We start from the raw sequence: 17,908 nt of genomic DNA, 5'->3' as shown, positions 1-17,908 counted from the left end.
CCACCCGCCACCACCCACCGAGCCACCCGACCACCCAACACACCCGTACCACCCGTAATCAACACCGTCCCCGACGGCGACCACACCCCACCCGAGACGCCGTGCACAGGAGCAGGGGTCAGCCGTCGACCCAGCGCCGCACCGCCGCGGATGGCCAGCTGATCCTCACCAGCGGGTGCGGCGAGTACGTCCGCCAGACGGGACACCGCGATGTCGTCGGGGCTGTGGGGGACGTCGATCAGGCCGCCCCAGCGATCGGGCTCTTCTAGGGCGACCACCCGGCCCAGGCCCCAGACACCCGCCCGCAACGGATGCGACACCGAATCACCCGGTCCGGCGCTGACCGCGCCCGAGGTGACCGCCCACAACCGGCCTTCAAGTCCCGCATCACCCAACGCCTGGACCAGGACGGTCGTCGCCGCCAACCCCCACGGCACACCGGCGTGATCACTCTCGACCTGACCCAGGAACGACACCACCCGACCGCAGTCGGCGAACTCCACCAACCGAGCCGCCAGAGCCGCACGGTCCAGATCGTCCGCCGCCAGCCGGAGCCTGTGCACCCGCGCACCACGACCCGCCAACTCCCCCGCGAACACCTCCACCCACGGACCATCGGACCCATCCGACTCAACAACCAGCCAACTCCCCGACACCACGGCACCCGCCGTGACACCCACCGGAACCCACGAAATCCCATACCGCAACCGATCAACCGCCGCACGCTCCTCCCGCCGCCTCCGCCACGCCGAAAGCGCCGGCAACGCCTCACCCAGCGGTACCCCCAACCCCACCCCGAACTCCGAAGCGAACAGTTCCGCGTCCCCTTGTTCGACGGCGTTCCACAGCTCGGCGTCGGCGCCGACGGGGGTGTCAGGTGTGACGGCGGACTTGGGGCGCGGCCAGTAGCGCTGGCGCTGGAAGGCGTAGGTCGGCAGATCAACGGTGTGCGCGCCGGTGGGCGCGTAGAAGGCGTTCCAGTCGACCGGGCAGCCATTCGCCCAGAGACCGGCCAGCGCCGTCACCGCGGATACGGATTCATTCCGGTCGCGGCGCAGCAACGAGACGCCGAGGACGTCGTCCTTGCAGGTTTCCGTCACCGCGCCCAGCAGGGTCGCGTCGGGGCCCAACTCGATGAAACGCGTGGCGCCGAGAGAGCGCAGGCGGGCGACGGCATCCGCGAATCGGACGGTGCCTCGGACCTGGTCCACCCAGTAGGCCGGGAGGAACTCCTCGACCAATTCACCCGTCAATGTCGAAACAATCGGAATCCGCGGGCGGGCGAATTCAGCATTCTCCGCCGCCGTACCGAAGTCCGCCAGCATCGGGTCCATGAGGTGGGAGTGAAAGGCGTGGCTGACGTCGAGCCAGCGGCTGTCCCGTCCGGGGAGTGCGGCGGCGACCTGCTCCACCGCCGCATGCGAGCCGGAAAGGACCACCTGTCCGGGGGCGTTGATGGCGGCGATCGATACACCGTCGATCAGGTGGGGGGTGACCTCATCCGCGGAGGCCCGTACCGCCCACATCGCACCACCAGCAGGAAGGGCATCCATCAACCGCGCACGCGCCGCCACCAGAGCACAGGCATCGTCCAGGGACAGCACACCCGACACATGCGCGGCAGCCAGCTCACCGACCGAATGACCCACCAGATAGTCAGGCGTCAGGCCCCAGGACTCCACCAACCGGAACAACGCCACCTCGACGGCGAACAGAGCAGGCTGAGCCCACCCCGTACCACCCAGCAACCCGTCCGGATCCTCGAACATCACCTCACGCAACGAACGATCCAGCAGCGGATCGAAGTGCGCGCAGACGTCGTGCAGCGCCGCATCGAACACCGGGAAAGCAGCGGCCAGCTCACGGCCCATACCGACCCGCTGACCACCCTGACCCGAGAAGACGAAACCAGTCAGACCACCTTTGACCACACCCTGGACAACGCTCGCCGGCCGCTCACCGGCAGCCACTGCCGCCAGTGAGGTGCGTAGTTCGGCCAGGTCCGCGCCGAGCGCCACCGATCGGTGCTCCAGTGCCGTACGGGTCGTGGCCAGGGAGAGTCCGATGTCCAGGGGGTCGGCGAGATCCGTGATCGGCAGCAGACGGCCTGCCTGGGCGGGCACGCCGTCGGCGGTCTTCGCCGAGACCAGCCAGGGCACCACCGGCAGCGCCACGCCAGGTGCGTGCTCCGGGGCGGATTCCTCGGGCACCTCCTCGATGATGACGTGCGCGTTCGTCCCGCTGACGCCGAAGGCCGAGATGCCCGCGCGGCGGGGCCGATTGCCCTCCGGCCACGCCCGCGACTCCGCCAGCAGCTCCACGGCACCCGCCGACCAGTCCACATGGGTCGACGGCGTGCCCACATGCAGCGAGGGCGGTAGGACCCGGTGCCGGATGGCCTGCACCATCTTGATCAGGCCGGCGACTCCGGCCGCCGCCTGGGTGTGGCCAATATTCGATTTGATCGAGCCCAGCCACAGCGGGTCGGTCCGGTCCTGGCCATAGGTGGCGAGAAGGGCCTGCGCCTCGATCGGGTCACCGAGCGAAGTACCGGTCCCATGCGCCTCCACCGCGTCGACATCGGCGGCCGACAGCCGGGCGTTCGCCAGCGCGTCACGGATCACGCGCTGCTGCGATGGACCGTTGGGGGCGGTGAGGCCGTTCGAGGCGCCGTCCTGGTTCACCGCCGAGCCACGGACCACAGCCAGGACGCGACGTCCGTTGCGGCGGGCGTCCGAGAGCCGCTCCAGAACGAGGACACCAACGCCCTCGCCCCACCCCGTACCGTCCGCATCGTCCGAGAACGCCTTGCACCGACCGTCCGATGCCAGACCACCCTGCCGGGCGAACTCCACGAACGCGGCCGGGGTGGACATCACCGTCACACCGCCGGCCAGCGCGAGCGAGCACTCCCCCGACCGCAGGGACTGGGCCGCCATGTGCAGGGCGACCAGGGACGAGGAGCAGGCCGTGTCCACCGTGACCGCAGGACCCTCCAGACCCAGCGCGTACGACACCCGACCCGACAGCACACTGCCCGAACTGCCCGTCATGACATAGCCGTCGATGCCGTCGACGCTGTCGGCTGCCGACAGGACGCTGTCGTAGCCGGAGGTCGCGCCGCCGACGAAGACGCCGACCCGGTCGCCCTTCAGCGAGAGGGGGGCGATTCCCGCGCGTTCCAGCGCCTCCCAGACGACTTCGAGCAGCAGTCGCTGCTGCGGGTCCATCGCCAGCGCCTCACGCGGGGCGATGCCGAAGAGCGCGGGGTCGAAGTCGGCGACGTCGTGGAGGAAGCCACCCTGGGAGGTGGCGCCGGGGCCCATGAGGTCGGTGAGGTCCCAGCCACGGTCCAGCGGGACGTCTCCCACGGCGTCTGTTCCGCCGTCGACCAGCCGCCACAGATCGTCCGCGTTTCGGACGCCGCCGGGGAACCGGCAGTTCATCGCGGTGATCGCGATCGGCTCCCGGGCCGCCTCCTCTACGTCACGGAGCCGCTGCCGCGTCTCGTGAAGATCAGCCGTCGTCCACTTGAGGTAGTCGCGAAGCTTGTCCTCGTTCACTTACGGACCGTCTCCTGTTGGCGTCGCCAGGGGGTGGGGGGCTCCGGCGCCGCTCCGGCGCGGGAGACCTACCTACCGAATTCCCTACGGATGAAATCGAACAGCTCGTCGTCCGACGCTTCCTCCAGCTGTCGGGACACGGGTTCGCCGGTTTCTGCTGACTGCCTGTCGCCCAGGATCGACATTAGGCTGCGCAGCCTCGCCTGAACGGCTTCCAGTTGGTGGTCTGGGGAAAGAGCTGAAATTCCGGCTTCGAGCTTGTCGAGATCATTAAGTACGGACTGTTCGGGGGAGAGCCGCTCGGTTTCCTCCCCGGCGAACGTGGCGCGGAGGAGGGCCGTGAGGTCGTACGGGGTCGGATGGTCGAAGGCCAGCGTCGCCGGCAGGGTCACACCGGTCGCCCTCGTCAGCCGGTTGCGCAACTGGACGGAGGTGAGGGAGTCGAATCCGAGGTCCTTGAAGGCCCGTCCGGGGTCGATGGACCGGGGGTCGTCGTGGCCCAGCACGGCCGCCACGGCGGCGAGTACGAGGCTGTTGAGCACGGAGTCCCGCTCGGCCGGGGAGAGTTCCCGCAGCCTGGCGCCCGGATCGGCGCCGGTGGTGTGTGCGTCGTTCTCGGGTTCGGCGGACCGCAGGGCCCGCTGTGCGGCCGGTAGTTCGGCGAGCAGGGGGCGTGGCCCGGCGGCTGCAAAGCTGGGTGCGAACCGTGCCCAGTCGACGTCAGCGACGGTCAGTACGGTCTCCTCGTGGTCCAGGGCCTGCGCGAGCGCGGCGAGGGCCTGTTCCGGGGCGAGGGTCAGGACGCCCCGGCGCCGGAGTTGTTCCTCGGCCTCCGGGTCGGCCGCCATACCGCTGCCGCTCCACGCGCCCCAGGCGATCGAGGTGGCGGGGAGGCCGCGGCCCCGGCGGGACTGGGCGAGCACATCGAGGTGGGCGTTGGCCGCGGCGTAGGCGCCCTGTCCACCGCTGCCCCAGACGCCCGCGTTGGACGAGAAGAGGACGAACGCGTCGAGTGCGGTGTCCCCGTCGGCCGTGTGGGTCGTGTCGGTGCTATCGGTGGGTGCGGTGGGGTCGGTGGTGGGGGCATCGGCCGGTTCGGCGAAGAGTCCGTCCAGATGGGTCGCGCCCATCACCTTGGCCGCAGCGACCTCGGCGAACTCCTCCAGTGTCATCTCGCGCAGGGGGGTCGCCTGTACGACCCCTGCCGCGTGGACGACGGTACGGATCCGGTCGCCCGCCGCCCGTACCCCGGCGACGAGGTCGGCGAGGGCCGTGCGGTCGGACACATCGCAGGAGGCGATGGTGACGCGTGCGCCGAGCGCGGTCAGTTCCGCGTCGAGTTCGGCCGCGCCGGGAGCGTCGGCGCCGCGTCGGCTGGTGAGCACCAGGTGTTCGGTTCCGGCGGCGGCGAGCCAGCGGGCGACCTGGGCGCCGAGGCCCCCGGTGCCTCCGGTGATGAGTGCGGTGCCCCGGGGCCGCATGGTCCGGCGCGGGGGCAGATCGCCCACGGGCGCGTGCACCAGACGGCGGACGAAGATGCCTCGTTCGCGTACGGCGATCTGATCCTCGCCGGAGTGGCCGGACAGGGCCTGGCGCAGCCGTCGCGCCGCTGGTTCGTCCAGGACCTCGGGCAGGTCGATCAGGCCGCCCCAGCGGTCCGGTTCCTCCAGGCCGATGACGCGGGCCAGGCCCCAGATCTGTCCCTGGGCGAGTCCGCCGAGCCCGTCGGTCGGGGTGGCGAGTACGGCGCCCCGGGTCGCCAGCCAGAGCCGGGCATCGAGACGCGCGTCGGCCAGGGCCTGGGTCAGGAGGAGGGTGGCCGCCACTCCGGCGGGTACGGACGTGTGGGCGGGGTGGGGCCGTTCGTCGGCCGCGAGCAGGGAGAGGACGCCACGGACGGCGCCGGGGCCCGTCGTGTGTTCACCCAGCAGTGCCGTGAGGGTATCGCGGGTGACGGTGGTGGTGTCGATGTCGATGCGGACGACGTCCACTCCGGCGATGTCCAGCGCACGGGCCACCGCTGCCCCGGGATCCGTGTCCCCGGAGGCCGCCGACTCTGCCGACCCTGCCGACTCCGCTGATTCCGCTGATTCCGGCGGGACGAGCAGCAGCCAGGTGCCGACCGGGCGGGCCGGTTCGCCCGCTGGTTCACCGGCGAGCGGTCGCCACTCGATCCGGTAGCGCCAGGAGTCGAGTGAGGCCGCGTCGCGCCGGGCGCGGCGCCAGTGGGAGAGGGCGGGCAGGACTTCGGCGAGGGTCGCCTCACCGACTCCGAGTGTGGTGGCGAGGCCGTCGAGGTTCTCGTTCTCGACGGCCTCCCAGAAGGAGGTGTCGATCGGGTCGGTACCGGACGGGGCCTGTTCGGTCTCGACCGCGCGAGGCCAGAAGACGCGCCGCTGGAAGGCGTAGGTGGGTAGTTCGACCCGGTTCGGCCGGGTGGCGCCGAACACGGCCGTCCAGTCCAGCTCCACACCGGAGACGTACGCCTCGGCAAGCGAGGTGGTGAAGCGCCGCGCACCACCGTCGTCACGGCGCAGCGAACCGCCGACGAACACCCGCCCGGCGGTGACATCGAGGGCGTCGAGCGTCTCCTGCACGGGGACGGTCAGTACCGGATGGGGACTCATCTCGATGAAGGTCCGGTGGCCGGTGGCGACCAGGCTCCGCACGGCGGGGTCGAGCATGACCGGCTGCCGCAGGTTGCGGAACCAGTAGTCGGCGTCGAGCTCCGCCGCGTCCGCCCATTCGCCGGTGACGGTGGACAGCATCGGGATATCGGGCCGACGGGGTGTGGTGGCGCCCAGCGCGGTCAGCAGTTCGGTGCGGATCCGGTCGACGTGCGCGGAGTGCGATGCGTAGTTCACCGGGATGCGGCGGGCCCTGGTCCCTTGCTCCTCGCACTGGCGCAGCAGCTCGTCCAGCGCGTCGGCGTCACCGGAGACGACGACCGACGAAGGGCCGTTGACGGCCGCGATCGAGATGCGGCCGTCGTACGGGGCGATCAGTTCGGCGGCGGGGTCGGCGGCGAGCAGCAGGGAGACCATGCCGCCGTCCCCGGCGAGGGGGGTCAGTGCCCGGCTGCGCAGGCAGACGATTCTGGCTGCGTCCCGCAGGGAGAGGGCGCCGGCGACGCAGGCGGCGGCGATCTCGCCCTGGGAGTGGCCGATCACGGCGTGCGGGTGCACTCCGGAGTGCTGCCACAGGTCCGCGAGGGAGACCATCACGGCGAAGAGCGCGGGTTGTACGACATCGACCCGGTCGAACGTCGGCGCGTCAGGCGCACCGCGCAGGACGTCGATGAGGTTCCAGTCGGCGAACTCGGCGAGCGCCCGTTCGCACTCGGTCAGTCTGGCGGCGAACACGGGTGACGAGTCCATCAGGTCGATCGCCATGCCGACCCACTGGGCGCCCTGGCCCGGGAAGACGAACACCGTCTTGCCGGGGGCGCCCGCCGTTCCGATGATCAGGTTGGGTGTCTCGCGCCCGTCGGCGAGGGCGGCCAGGCCGTCCGTCAGTTCGTCGGGGGTGGCGCCGACGACGGCCGCGCGCTCCTCCAGTGCCGCCCGTGAGGTGACGAGCGACCAGGCCACGTCGCCGACGGGTGGGGCGGTTGCACCGGTCACGGCGGACAGCAGTCGGTCCGCCTGGGCGGCGAGTGCCTGTGGCGTCCTGCCGGAGACCATCCACGGCACGACGGGGGTGGTCGGGACCGGGGGCGCGGCTGCGGGAGCCGTGGGTGTCGCGGGTGCCCCGGGCAGCGGGGAAGCCTCGGGACCGGGACTCGCGGACGTCCCGGGCACGGGCGGTCCGGCCTCGGTCTGTGCGGTCGCGCGTGGCGCCCGCTCGGTGGCCCGCTCGGTGTCCGTCTCGGTCGCCGGTTCCGGTGCCTCCTCCAGGATCGTGTGCGCGTTGGTGCCGCTCACTCCGAATGCGGACACCCCCGCCCGGCGCGGCCGGTCGGCCTCCGGCCACGCCCGCGCCTCCGCCAGCAGCTCCACCGCACCCTCGGACCAGTCCACATGGGAGGTGGGCGCGGTGACGTGCAGCGTCCGAGGCAGGGTCCGGTGGCGCAGTGCGAGAACCATTTTGATGACGCCCGCCAGACCCGCCGCCGCCTGGGTGTGCCCGATGTTGGACTTGATCGAGCCGAGCCAGAGCGGCCGGTCGTCGGCGCGGCCCTGGCCGTAGGTGGCCAGGAGCGCCTGTGCCTCGATCGGGTCGCCGAGGGTCGTCCCCGTACCGTGCGCCTCCACCGCGTCCACGTCCGCGGTCGTGAGTCCGGCGTTGGCCAGTGCGGTACGGATCACTCGTTGCTGGGCGACGCCGTTGGGTGCGGTGAGTCCATTGGAGGCGCCGTCCTGGTTGACGGCGGAGCCGCGGACGACGGCCAACACGGGATGGCCGTTGCGGCGGGCGTCCGAGAGCCGTTCCACCAGCACCACTCCGACGCCTTCGCCCCACCCCGTACCGTCCGCGTCGTCGGAGAATGCCTTGCACCGGCCGTCCGTGGAGAGCGCACGCTGACGGCTGAACTCGACGAACACACTGGGCGTGGTCATCACGGTCGCGCCGCCGACCAGCGCGGCTTCGCACTCGCCAGCGCGCAGGGCCTGGCAGGCCAGATGGAGGGCGACGAGGGATGCCGAACATGCCGTGTCCACGGTCAGGGCGGGGCCTTCGAGTCCGAATCCGTAGGCGATCCGGCCGGAGAACACACTGGCTGCGTTGCCGGTGGCGACATAGCCCGCGAGCTGCTCGCCGGAGCGGTGCAGTACGGCCGGGTAGTCCTGTCCGTTCGTCCCGGCGAAGACGCCGATCTGGCTGCCCCGGACGGATTTCGGGTCGATTCCGGCGCGTTCGAACGCCTCCCACGAGCACTCCATCAGCAGCCGCTGCTGTGGGTCCATGGCGAGTGCTTCACGCGGGTTGATCCCGAAGAGTTCGGCGTCGAAGTGGCCGGCGCCGTGCAGGAATCCGCCTTCCCGCACATAGGAGGTGCCGTCGTGGTCGGGGTCCGGGTGGTAGAGCGAGCCGGTGTCCCAACCACGGTCCTCGGGGAACGCCGACATCGCGTCCGCGCCATCGGTGAGCAGCCGCCAGAGGTCCTCGGGGGTGTCGAGACCACCGGGGAACCGGCAGCTCATGGAGACGATGGCGATCGGCTCGTCGTCGGCCGGGGCGCTGTTCGACGGCACCGGTACGAGTTCGGCCCGGGTGCCGGAGAGTTCCGCCAGCAGATGATCGGCGAGCGCGGTGGGGTTCGGGCGGTCGAAGACGAGCGTCGCCGGGAGGGCGAGGCCGGTCAGTGCCTTGAGCCGGGCCCGCAGGTCCATCGCGAGCAGCGAGTCGAAGCCGAGCGCGGAGAACGCGGCGTCCGGTTCGACCGGTTCGATGGAGGGGTGGCCGAGTACGTCGGCGGCCTGGACGCGAACCGCTTCCAGTACGGCGGCGGGCCGGGCGGCCGGGGGCAGCGCCAGCACTTCGCGGCGCAGGGCGGGCTCGGTGTCCGGGACTCCCGCCCGGTCGGCGGGTTCGGCAGGACCGACCAGTTCGGCGATGAGCGGGGTGCGGTGCGCGGTGTCCCGTTCGGCGGTGAGCCGGCTCCAGTCGACATCGGCGATCACCGTTGTGGACGCCGCGCCGGCCAGGGACCGTTCGAGTGTCTCCAGGGCGGGGGCGGCGGCCATCGGGGTGAGTCCGCTCTGTCGCATCCGCTCGGCGACGGTGTCGTTCGCGGCCATACCGCTGCCCGCCCAGGGGCCCCAGGCGATCGACAGGGCGGGCCGTCCAGCGGCGGCGCGGTGGGCGGCGAGCGCGTCGAGGTAGGCGTTGGCTGCCGCGTAGCCGGCCTGTCCGACGGCGCCGAGGGTCCCGGACAGGGAGGAGAAGAGCACGAACGCGGAGAGTTCGCGGTCGCTCAGCACCTCGTGCAGATGAGCCGCCGCGGTGGCCTTCGCCGCCCATACGCCGGCGAGTTGGCGCGGGGTCATCGTGTGCAGCAGCCCGTCATCGATCACCCCGGCCGCGTGCACCACGGCGTCGATGTGGACATCGTCGGCGTCGAGGGTGGTGATCAGCGTGGCGAGCGCGGCGCGGTCGGAGGTGTCGCAGGCGACGAGGGTGACCCTGATTCCCGCCGAGGTCAGCTCGGTGCGGAGGTCGGCCGCGCCGGGCGCGTCCGGCCCGCGGCGGCTCAACAGGACGAGATGTGCCGTGCCGTGGTCGGCGAGCCAGCGGGCGATATGGGTGCCGAGCGCGCCGGTGCCTCCGGTCACCAGGACCGTACCGCCGAGGGGCCAGCCGCCCTGGTCCTGCGGTTTGGGCGCCCGGGCGCGTACGAGGCGTCGGGCGAAGGCCCCCGCCGGGCGCAGGGCGAGCTGGTCGTCCCGTTGATCCGTACCGGGCTGATCGGCCAGTACGCCGATCAGCCGGGCCACCTCGCGCGGTCCGGGCGCGGGCGGGAGGTCGATCAGACCGCCCCAGCGGTCGGGGTGCTCCATCGCGGCGACCCGGCCCAGGCCCCAGACCGCGGCCAGTTCGGGGTGCGGCGGCGCGTCGGAGCCGCCGACGGAGACGGCGCCGGTGGTGAGGGCCCAGAGGCGGGCGGGGACTCCGGCGTCGCCGAGTCCCTGGATGAGCCGCGCGGTCACGGCGACGGCGGCCGGATCGTGCCCGAGGGGGCCGCTGGCCGGGGTGGCGGGGACCGGGGCGGTCGGGACCGGGGTGAGCAGGGAGATCACGCCGGTCGCGTCGGTGTGCTCGCGGAGCAGTTCCCCGAGCGTCTCGCGGTCGGCCGTCAGGTCGACCGCGATCCGTACCAGCTCCGCGCCGGACGACCGCAGGCCGTCGGCGACCGTCGTGACGACGGCCGGTTCGTCGGCGCCCGCACCCGGCTCCGTATCCGGTGTGAGCAGCAGCCAGCGGCCGGTGAGTGCGGCGTTCGCCGGGGTGTCGACCGGCCGCCAGTCGACCTGATAGCTCCATCGGTCGGCGATGTCGGAGAGTTCGGCCGGGGCTCCCTCCAGCCAGTAGCGCTGGTGGTCGAAGGCGTACGTGGGGAGATCAACCACCCGCGCGCCGCTGGGGGCGTGGAAGGCCGCCCAGTCGACGGAGCCTCCGGTGGCCCAGAAGCGGGCGAGAGTGGTGATGACGGTGTTCGGTTCGGGGCGGTCGCGGCGCAGCAGGGAGATCGCTTCGACATCGCAGGTTTCACCGATGGCGCCGATGAGACTGGCGTCGGGGCCGAGTTCCACGAAGCGGGTGACGCCGAGCGCCTTGAGGCGGGCCGTCGCGTCGGCGAATCGGACGGTGCCCCTGAGCTGGTCCACCCAGTAGTCGGCGGTGAAGTCGGTGACCGGTTCGCCGGTGAGGGTGGAGACGATCGGGATACGGGGGTGCTGGTGCTCGATCCCGGCCGCTTCGGTGTGGAACGCGTCCAGCATCGGGTCCATCAGCGGGGAGTGAAATGCGTGGCTGACATCGAGCCAGCGACCCTTACGGTCCGGGAGTGCGGCCGCGACCTGCTCCACCGCCGCACGCGAACCGGAGAGAACCACCTGTCCGGGCGCGTTGATGGCGGCGAGGGAGACACCGTCGATCAGGTGGGGGGTGACCTCATCCGCGGAAGCCCGTACCGCCCACATCGCACCACCGGAAGGTAGCGCCTGCATCAACCGGGCACGGGCCGCGACCAGACGGCAGGCGTCGTCCAGGGACAGCACACCCGAGACATGCGCGGCAGCCAGCTCACCGACCGAATGACCCACCAGATAGTCAGGTGCCAGGCCCCAGGACTCCACCAACCGGAACAGCGCCACCTCGACGGCGAACAGCGCGGGCTGAGCCCACCCCGTACCACCCAGCAACCCGTCCGGATCCTCGAACATCACCTCACGCAACGGACGATCCAAGACGGTGTCAAACCGCGCACAGACATCATTCAACGCCGCATCGAACACCGGGAAGACCTCGGCCAGCTCACGGCCCATACCGACCCGCTGACCACCCTGACCCGAGAAGACGAAACCAGTCAGACCGCCATTGGCCACACCCTGGACAGCGCTGGTCGATGTCTCACCGGCAGCCAACGCCTTGAGGGCGGTGCGGAGTTCGTCGGCGTCGGAGCCGAGTACGACCGACCGGTGGTCCAAGGCCGTACGGGTCGTGGCCAGCGAGACCCCGATGTCCAGGGGATCGGCGAGATCCGTGACCGGCAGCAGTCGCCCGGCCTGGGCCGCGACCGACCGCGCCGATCTGCCCGACACCAGCCAGGTCACCACCGGCGGTTCGACGCCGGGAGCCCGCTCCGGATTGGTCTGTTCGGGGGCCTCCTCGACGATCACATGGGCGTTGGTGCCGCTCACGCCGAACGACGACACACCGGCCCGACGCGGCCGATCCGTCCGGGGCCACCCCCGCGCCTCCGCCAGCAGCTCCACGGCACCCGCCGACCAGTCCACATGCGACGACGGGACATCGACGTGCAGCGACTTCGGAAGCTCACCGTGCCGTAGGGCGAGCACCATCTTGATCACGCCGGCGACTCCGGCCGCCGCCTGGGTGTGGCCGATATTGGACTTGATCGAGCCCAGCCACAGCGGGTCGGTCCGGTCCTGGCCATAGGTGGCGAGGAGAGCCTGCGCCTCGATCGGGTCACCGAGGGTCGTCCCCGTACCGTGTCCCTCCACCGCGTCCACCTCGGACGGGGAGAGACCGGCGTTCGCCAGCGCGTCACGGATCACCCGCTGCTGGGACGGCCCGTTGGGAGCGCTCAGACCGTTCGACGCGCCGTCCTGATTGGTCGCGCTGCCGGTCACCAGCGCGAGCACCCGGTGGCCGTTGCGGCGAGCGTCCGAGAGCCGCTCCAGCACCAGCACGCCGACGCCCTCACCCCACCCCGTACCGTCCGCGTCGTCAGAGAACGCCTTGCACCGACCGTCCGATGCCAGACCGCCCTGCCGGGCGAACTCCGCGAACGCACCGGGTGTCGACATCACCGTCACACCACCGGCCAGCGCGAGCGACGACTCACCCGACCGCAACGACTGGCCGGCCCAGTGCAGGGCGACCAGGGACGAGGAGCACGCCGTGTCCAGGGTGACCGCCGGGCCCTCCAGCCCCAGCGTGTAGGAGACCCGGCCGGAGACGACGCTTGAGGCGTTGCCGACGAGCAGGTGTCCCTTGACCTCCTCGGGGATGGTCGATCCGGTGCCGTAGCCCTGTCCGCTGCAACCGACGAAGACCCCGGTACGGGTGCCGCGCACCGAGTCGGGGGCGATTCCCGCGTGCTCGAACGCCTCCCAGGCGGCCTCAAGGAGCAGCCGCTGCTGTGGGTCGGTGGCGAGGGCCTCGCGCGGTGAGATGCCGAAGAAGGCGGGGTCGAACCCGGCAGCGTCGTGGACGAAGCCGCCCTCGCGCGCCGCGTCGTCACCGACGGCCGGCCAGCCTCGGTCGGCCGGGAACGGGGTGAGTGCGTCGGTGCCGTCGGCCAGCAGCCGCCAGAGATCGTCCGGGGACCGCACATCGCCCGGGAACCGGCAGCTCATACCGATGATCGCGATCGGCTCGTCGTCCACCGGACGGCGGTCCGCGTCGACCGGGGTCACCGCCTGTTCCGTACCGATCAGCTCCGCACAGAGGAAAGCGGCCAGCGGGCGGGGCTGGGCGTGGTCGAAGACGAGGGTGGCGGGCAGCCGCAGCCCGGTGACCGCACTCAGCCGGTTGCGCAGTTCGACCGCCGTCAGGGAGTCGAAGCCGAGATCGCGGAACGCGCGCCCTGGTTCGATGGTGTCGCCGTCGTCGTGGCCGAGCACCCGTGTGGCCTGGGCGCAGACCAGTTCCAGCAGGTCACGGAGTTGTTCGGCCGGTGACATATCGGCGAGCCGCCGGCGCAGGGTGTCGGCGGTGGAGCCGGATTCGGGCTCCACCGATTCGTCCGCCTCTAGCGCGCGCTGGACCTCGGGGAGTTCGTCCAGCAGCGGCCTCGGCCGGGCCGCGCAGAAGGCGGGGGCGAAGCGTTCCCACTCCATGTCGGCGATGACGGCGAAGGTCTCGTCGCGTTCGACGGCACCGCGCAGGGCGGCGATGGCGAGCGCGGGCGGCATGGCACGGATGCCCCGGGCCTGGAGCCGCTGGGCCATGGCCGCGTCGGTGGCGAGCCCGGCGTCTCCCCAGGCACCCCAGGCAACCGAAGTGGCGACGAGGCCGCGCGCCCGTCGGTCCTCCGCCAGGGCGTCCAGGTGGGCGTTGGCCGCCGCATAGGCCGACTGTCCGCCGCTGCCCCAGACGCCCGCGTTGGACGAGAAGAGGATGAACGCGTCCAAGGGCCGGTCGCCGAGCAGTGCGTCCAGGTGGTTAGCGCCCAGGACCTTGGCGGTCATGATGTCGGCGAGTGCGTCGGGGTCGCCGTCGACGAGATCCTGGAACTGTCCGACGCCCGCCGCGTGGACGACGGTCGTGAGGGGATGCGCGGTAGGGACCGCGTCGAGCGCCTGGGCCAGGGCGTCGCGGTCGGCCGCGTCGCAGGCCACGAGGGTGACTCCGACGCCCACTTCCGACAGCTCCGCGCGGAGTTCGGCGGCGCCGGGCGCGTCGGCGCCGCGTCTGCTCGTGAGTACGAGGTGTTCGATGCCGTTACCGGCGAACCAGCGGGCGAGCGCCGAGCCGATGCCGCCGGTGCCACCGGTGATCAGCGCGGTGCCGTGCGGTCGCCACGGGTGTTCCGGGGGGCCGCTCGGGTCGGCGTGCACCAGCCGTCGTACGAAGGAGCTGGACGCGCGCAGGGCGACCTGGTCCTCAGTGCCGTCGGCCAGGGTGTGGGCGAGCCGTTCCCGGTCGCGGGCGGCCAGCTCGTCGGGGAGGTCGATGAGGCCGCCCCAGCGGTCGGGGTGTTCCAGGCCGATGACCCGGCCGAGGCCCCAGGTCGCCGCCTGGGTCAGGGCGCGCAGGGGGTCGGAGCGGCCGATGCTCACCGCGCCACGGGTGACGATCCAAAGGGGCGCGGCGATCTCGGCGTCGCCGAGTGCCTGCGTCAGCGCGACGGTCGCCGCCAGGCCGGCCGACACGGCGTCACCGGCCGGGTGCGGTCGCTCGTCCAGGGCCAGCAGGGAGAGGACACCGGCCGGTTGGGGGACGGTGTCCCGGAGTAGTCCGGCGATCGTGGGCCGGTCGTTCGTGTCGTCGGTGAGGGTGAGGACGTGGACATCGGCACCGTGGGCACCGAGCGTTTCGAGGACGGCGGTGGCCGTATCCGTGTCCCCGCCGGGCTGCCCACTGGTGGCATCGGCGGGCCGGATGACGAGCCAGCTCCCCGCGAGTACGGGCCGGGGCCCGGATGCGCTCCGGGGCCGCCAGGCGATCCGGTAGCGCCAGCCGTCGGTGGTGGACTGTTCGCGCTGTTGCCTGCGCCAGTGCGAGAGCGCGGGCAGTACGGGGTCGAGTACGGCGGTGTCGGTGCCGAGCGTGGCGGCGAGCGCGGTCGAGTCCGAGCGCTCCACCGCCGCCCAGAACTCGTTGTCGGGCAATCCGCTCTCCGAGACGACGGCCGTCACTGCGCTCGACTTCGGCCAGTAGCGCTGGCGTTGGAAGGCGTACGTGGGGAGGTCGATGGTCCGTGCCGTCGTACCGGGGAAGGCGGCGGTCCAGTCGACGTCCACTCCCCTGACCCAGAGCTCGGCCACACTGGCGAGGAAACGGTCCAGACCACCGTCATCCCGGCGCAGCGACCCCGTCACCACACCGGAGTCGTCGTCGCCGAAGCTTTCGAGGGTCTCTTCGACGGCGGAGGTGAGGACGGGGTGCGAGGAGGCTTCGACGAAGACGCCGTATCCGTCTCCTGCCAGTCGTTCCACCGCGTCGGCGAAACGGACCGGCTCCCGCAGATTCCGGAACCAGTACTCCGCGTCCATCGTCAACGGATCGATGAACTCGGCCGTGACCGTCGAGAACAAGGGGATACGACCCGCCCGCGGAGTCACCCCCGCCAGCTCCGCGATCAACTCATCACGCAGGACATCCATCGCCGCCGAATGAGACGCATAGTCCACCGCGATCCTGCGCGCCCGAATCTCCAACCGCCCACACTCGGCGACCAGCTCATCGACCGCGGCCACCTCACCCGAGACCACCACCTGCGAGGGACCGTTCACCGCCGCCACCGACACCCGACCCGTGAACGGCTCCAACAATGCCTCGGCACGCTCCGCCGACACCCGCACCGACGCCATCGTCCCCACACCACTCGCCACCGCCGCAATCGCCGACGACCGGGCCACCACCACCCGCAACGCATCCTCCAACGAGAGGACACCCGCCACATAAGCCGCCGCGATCTCCCCCTGCGAATGACCCACCACCGCCGACGGCACCACCCCGTACGACTCCCACAACGCCGCCAACGACACCATCACCACAAACGACGCCGGCTGCACCACATCCACCCGATCCAACGACGGCGCACCCCCAACACCCCGCAACACATCCATCACCGACCAATCAACCAACCCACCCAACACCCCCTCACACGCCGCGACCGACCGCGCGAACACCGGAGCCGTGTCCAACAACTCCGCACCCATAGCCACCCACTGCGCACCCTGACCCGGAAACACCAACACCGACCGACCCACCGCACCCGCCACACCCCGCACCACACCACCCACAGGCTCATCCGCCACCACAGCCCCGAGACCCACCCCATACGACCCCAACACCACCGCACGATGCTCAAACACCACACGCGACGACAACAACGACCAACCCACATCGACCGGAGCCCTATCCACCACGGAGCTCAACGCCGCCGCCTGACCCCTCAGACCCGCCGCACTACGACCCGACACCAACCACGGGACGAGACGGGCCGGGGGCGCTGTATCGGGCACCTCGGGCTCCGCACTCGCGGGGGCCTGCTCCAGGACCACATGGGCGTTGGTCCCGCTCATCCCGAACGCGGACACCCCCGCCCGGCGCGGCCGGTCGGCCTCCGGCCACTCCCGCGCCTCCGACAGCAACTCCACCGCACCCGCCGACCAGTCCACGTGCGACGACGGCGTCCCCACATGCAGCGACTTCGGCAGCACCCCGTGGTGCATCGCCAGCACCATCTTCATCAGGCCCGCGACACCGGCCGCCGCCTGGGTGTGGCCGATATTGGACTTCACCGAACCGAGCCAGAGGGGGGCGCCGCCCGGCCGGTCCTGGCCGTAGGTGGCCAGCAGCGCCTGTGCCTCGATCGGATCGCCCAGTGTCGTCCCCGTACCGTGCGCCTCCACCGCGTCCACATCGGAGGCCGACAGACCGGCGTTGACCAGGGCCTCGCGGATGACCCGCTGCTGGGACGGCCCGTTGGGGGCGGTCAGACCGTTCGACGCACCGTCCTGGTTCACCGCGGAGCCCCGTACCACCGCCAGGACGCGGCGCCCGTTGCGGCGGGCGTCCGACAGCCGCTCCAGCAGGATCATGCCGACGCCCTCGCTCCAGCCGGTGCCGTCGGCGTCGTCCGAGAACGCCTTGCAGCGACCGTCGACCGAGAGTCCGCGCTGGCGGCTGAACTCCAGGAAGGTGGCGGGGCTGGCCATCAAGGTCGCACCGCCCGCGAGGGCGAGTGAGCACTCGCCGTTCCGCAGTGACTGGACGGCGAGATGCAGCGCCACCAGCGAGGTGGAACAAGCCGTGTCGACGGTGACGGCGGGGCCCTCCAGACCCAAGGTGTAGGCGATCCGGCCGGACGCGACGCTCGCATGGGTGCCGGTCGCGAGATACCCCTCCGTCTCGACGCCGGACTGGTGCACCAGCGGGCCGTAATCCTGGCCGGTGGCGCCGACGAACACACCGGTCGCCGTGGAGCGGAGCGAGGTCGCGGAGATCCGGGCCCGCTCGAAGGTCTCCCAGGCGACTTCGAGGAGCAGCCGCTGCTGGGGCTCCATTGCCAGCGCCTCACGCGGCGAGATCCCGAAGAAGCCCGCGTCGAACCGGTCGGCGTCGTGGAGGAAGCCACCCTGGCTGACGTAGGTGGTGCCGCGCCGGTCGGGATCGGGGTCGACCAGGGTGTCGACGTCCCAGCCGGGCCGGTCGGGGAAGTCGGTGATGCCGTCCTCGCCGTCGGTGAGGAGTCGCCACAGTTGGTCGGGGGTGTCGACGCCACCGGGGAGCCGGCAGGCCATACCGACGATCGCGATGGGTTCGTGCGCGGTCTCTTCGAGCCGCTGGTTGTGCTGCTTGAGCCGCTCGTTGTCCCGGAGCGCCGCACGCAGCGCGTCGACGATTTTGTCGGAAGGTGCCGTCATCTCAGCTTTCCCGTGAGTGTTGGTCGGTGCCGAGTGCCAGCTCGACGAGGTCGGCCACGT

1 protein-coding gene and 1 pseudogene are annotated in these 17,908 nt (G+C 71.5%); both read right to left on the bottom strand.

From position 1 onward, the window contains the following. A pseudogene (locus tag ACH4S7_RS30000) lies at positions 1 to 3,560 on the bottom strand (type I polyketide synthase); the annotation flags it as partial. 71 nt (positions 3,561 to 3,631) lie between these two features. Beyond that, on the bottom strand, positions 3,632 to 17,815 hold the full coding sequence (locus tag ACH4S7_RS29995; protein ID WP_398524483.1) for a type I polyketide synthase: 14,184 nt from the start codon (positions 17,813 to 17,815) through the stop codon (positions 3,632 to 3,634). Between the last annotated feature and the right edge of the window lie 93 nt (positions 17,816 to 17,908).

The sequence above is a fragment of the Streptomyces sp. NPDC020965 genome (genome assembly GCF_044333555.1).
GTDB lineage: Bacteria > Actinomycetota > Actinomycetes > Streptomycetales > Streptomycetaceae > Streptomyces.
This window is presented reverse-complemented; position numbering and strand designations above follow the sequence as displayed.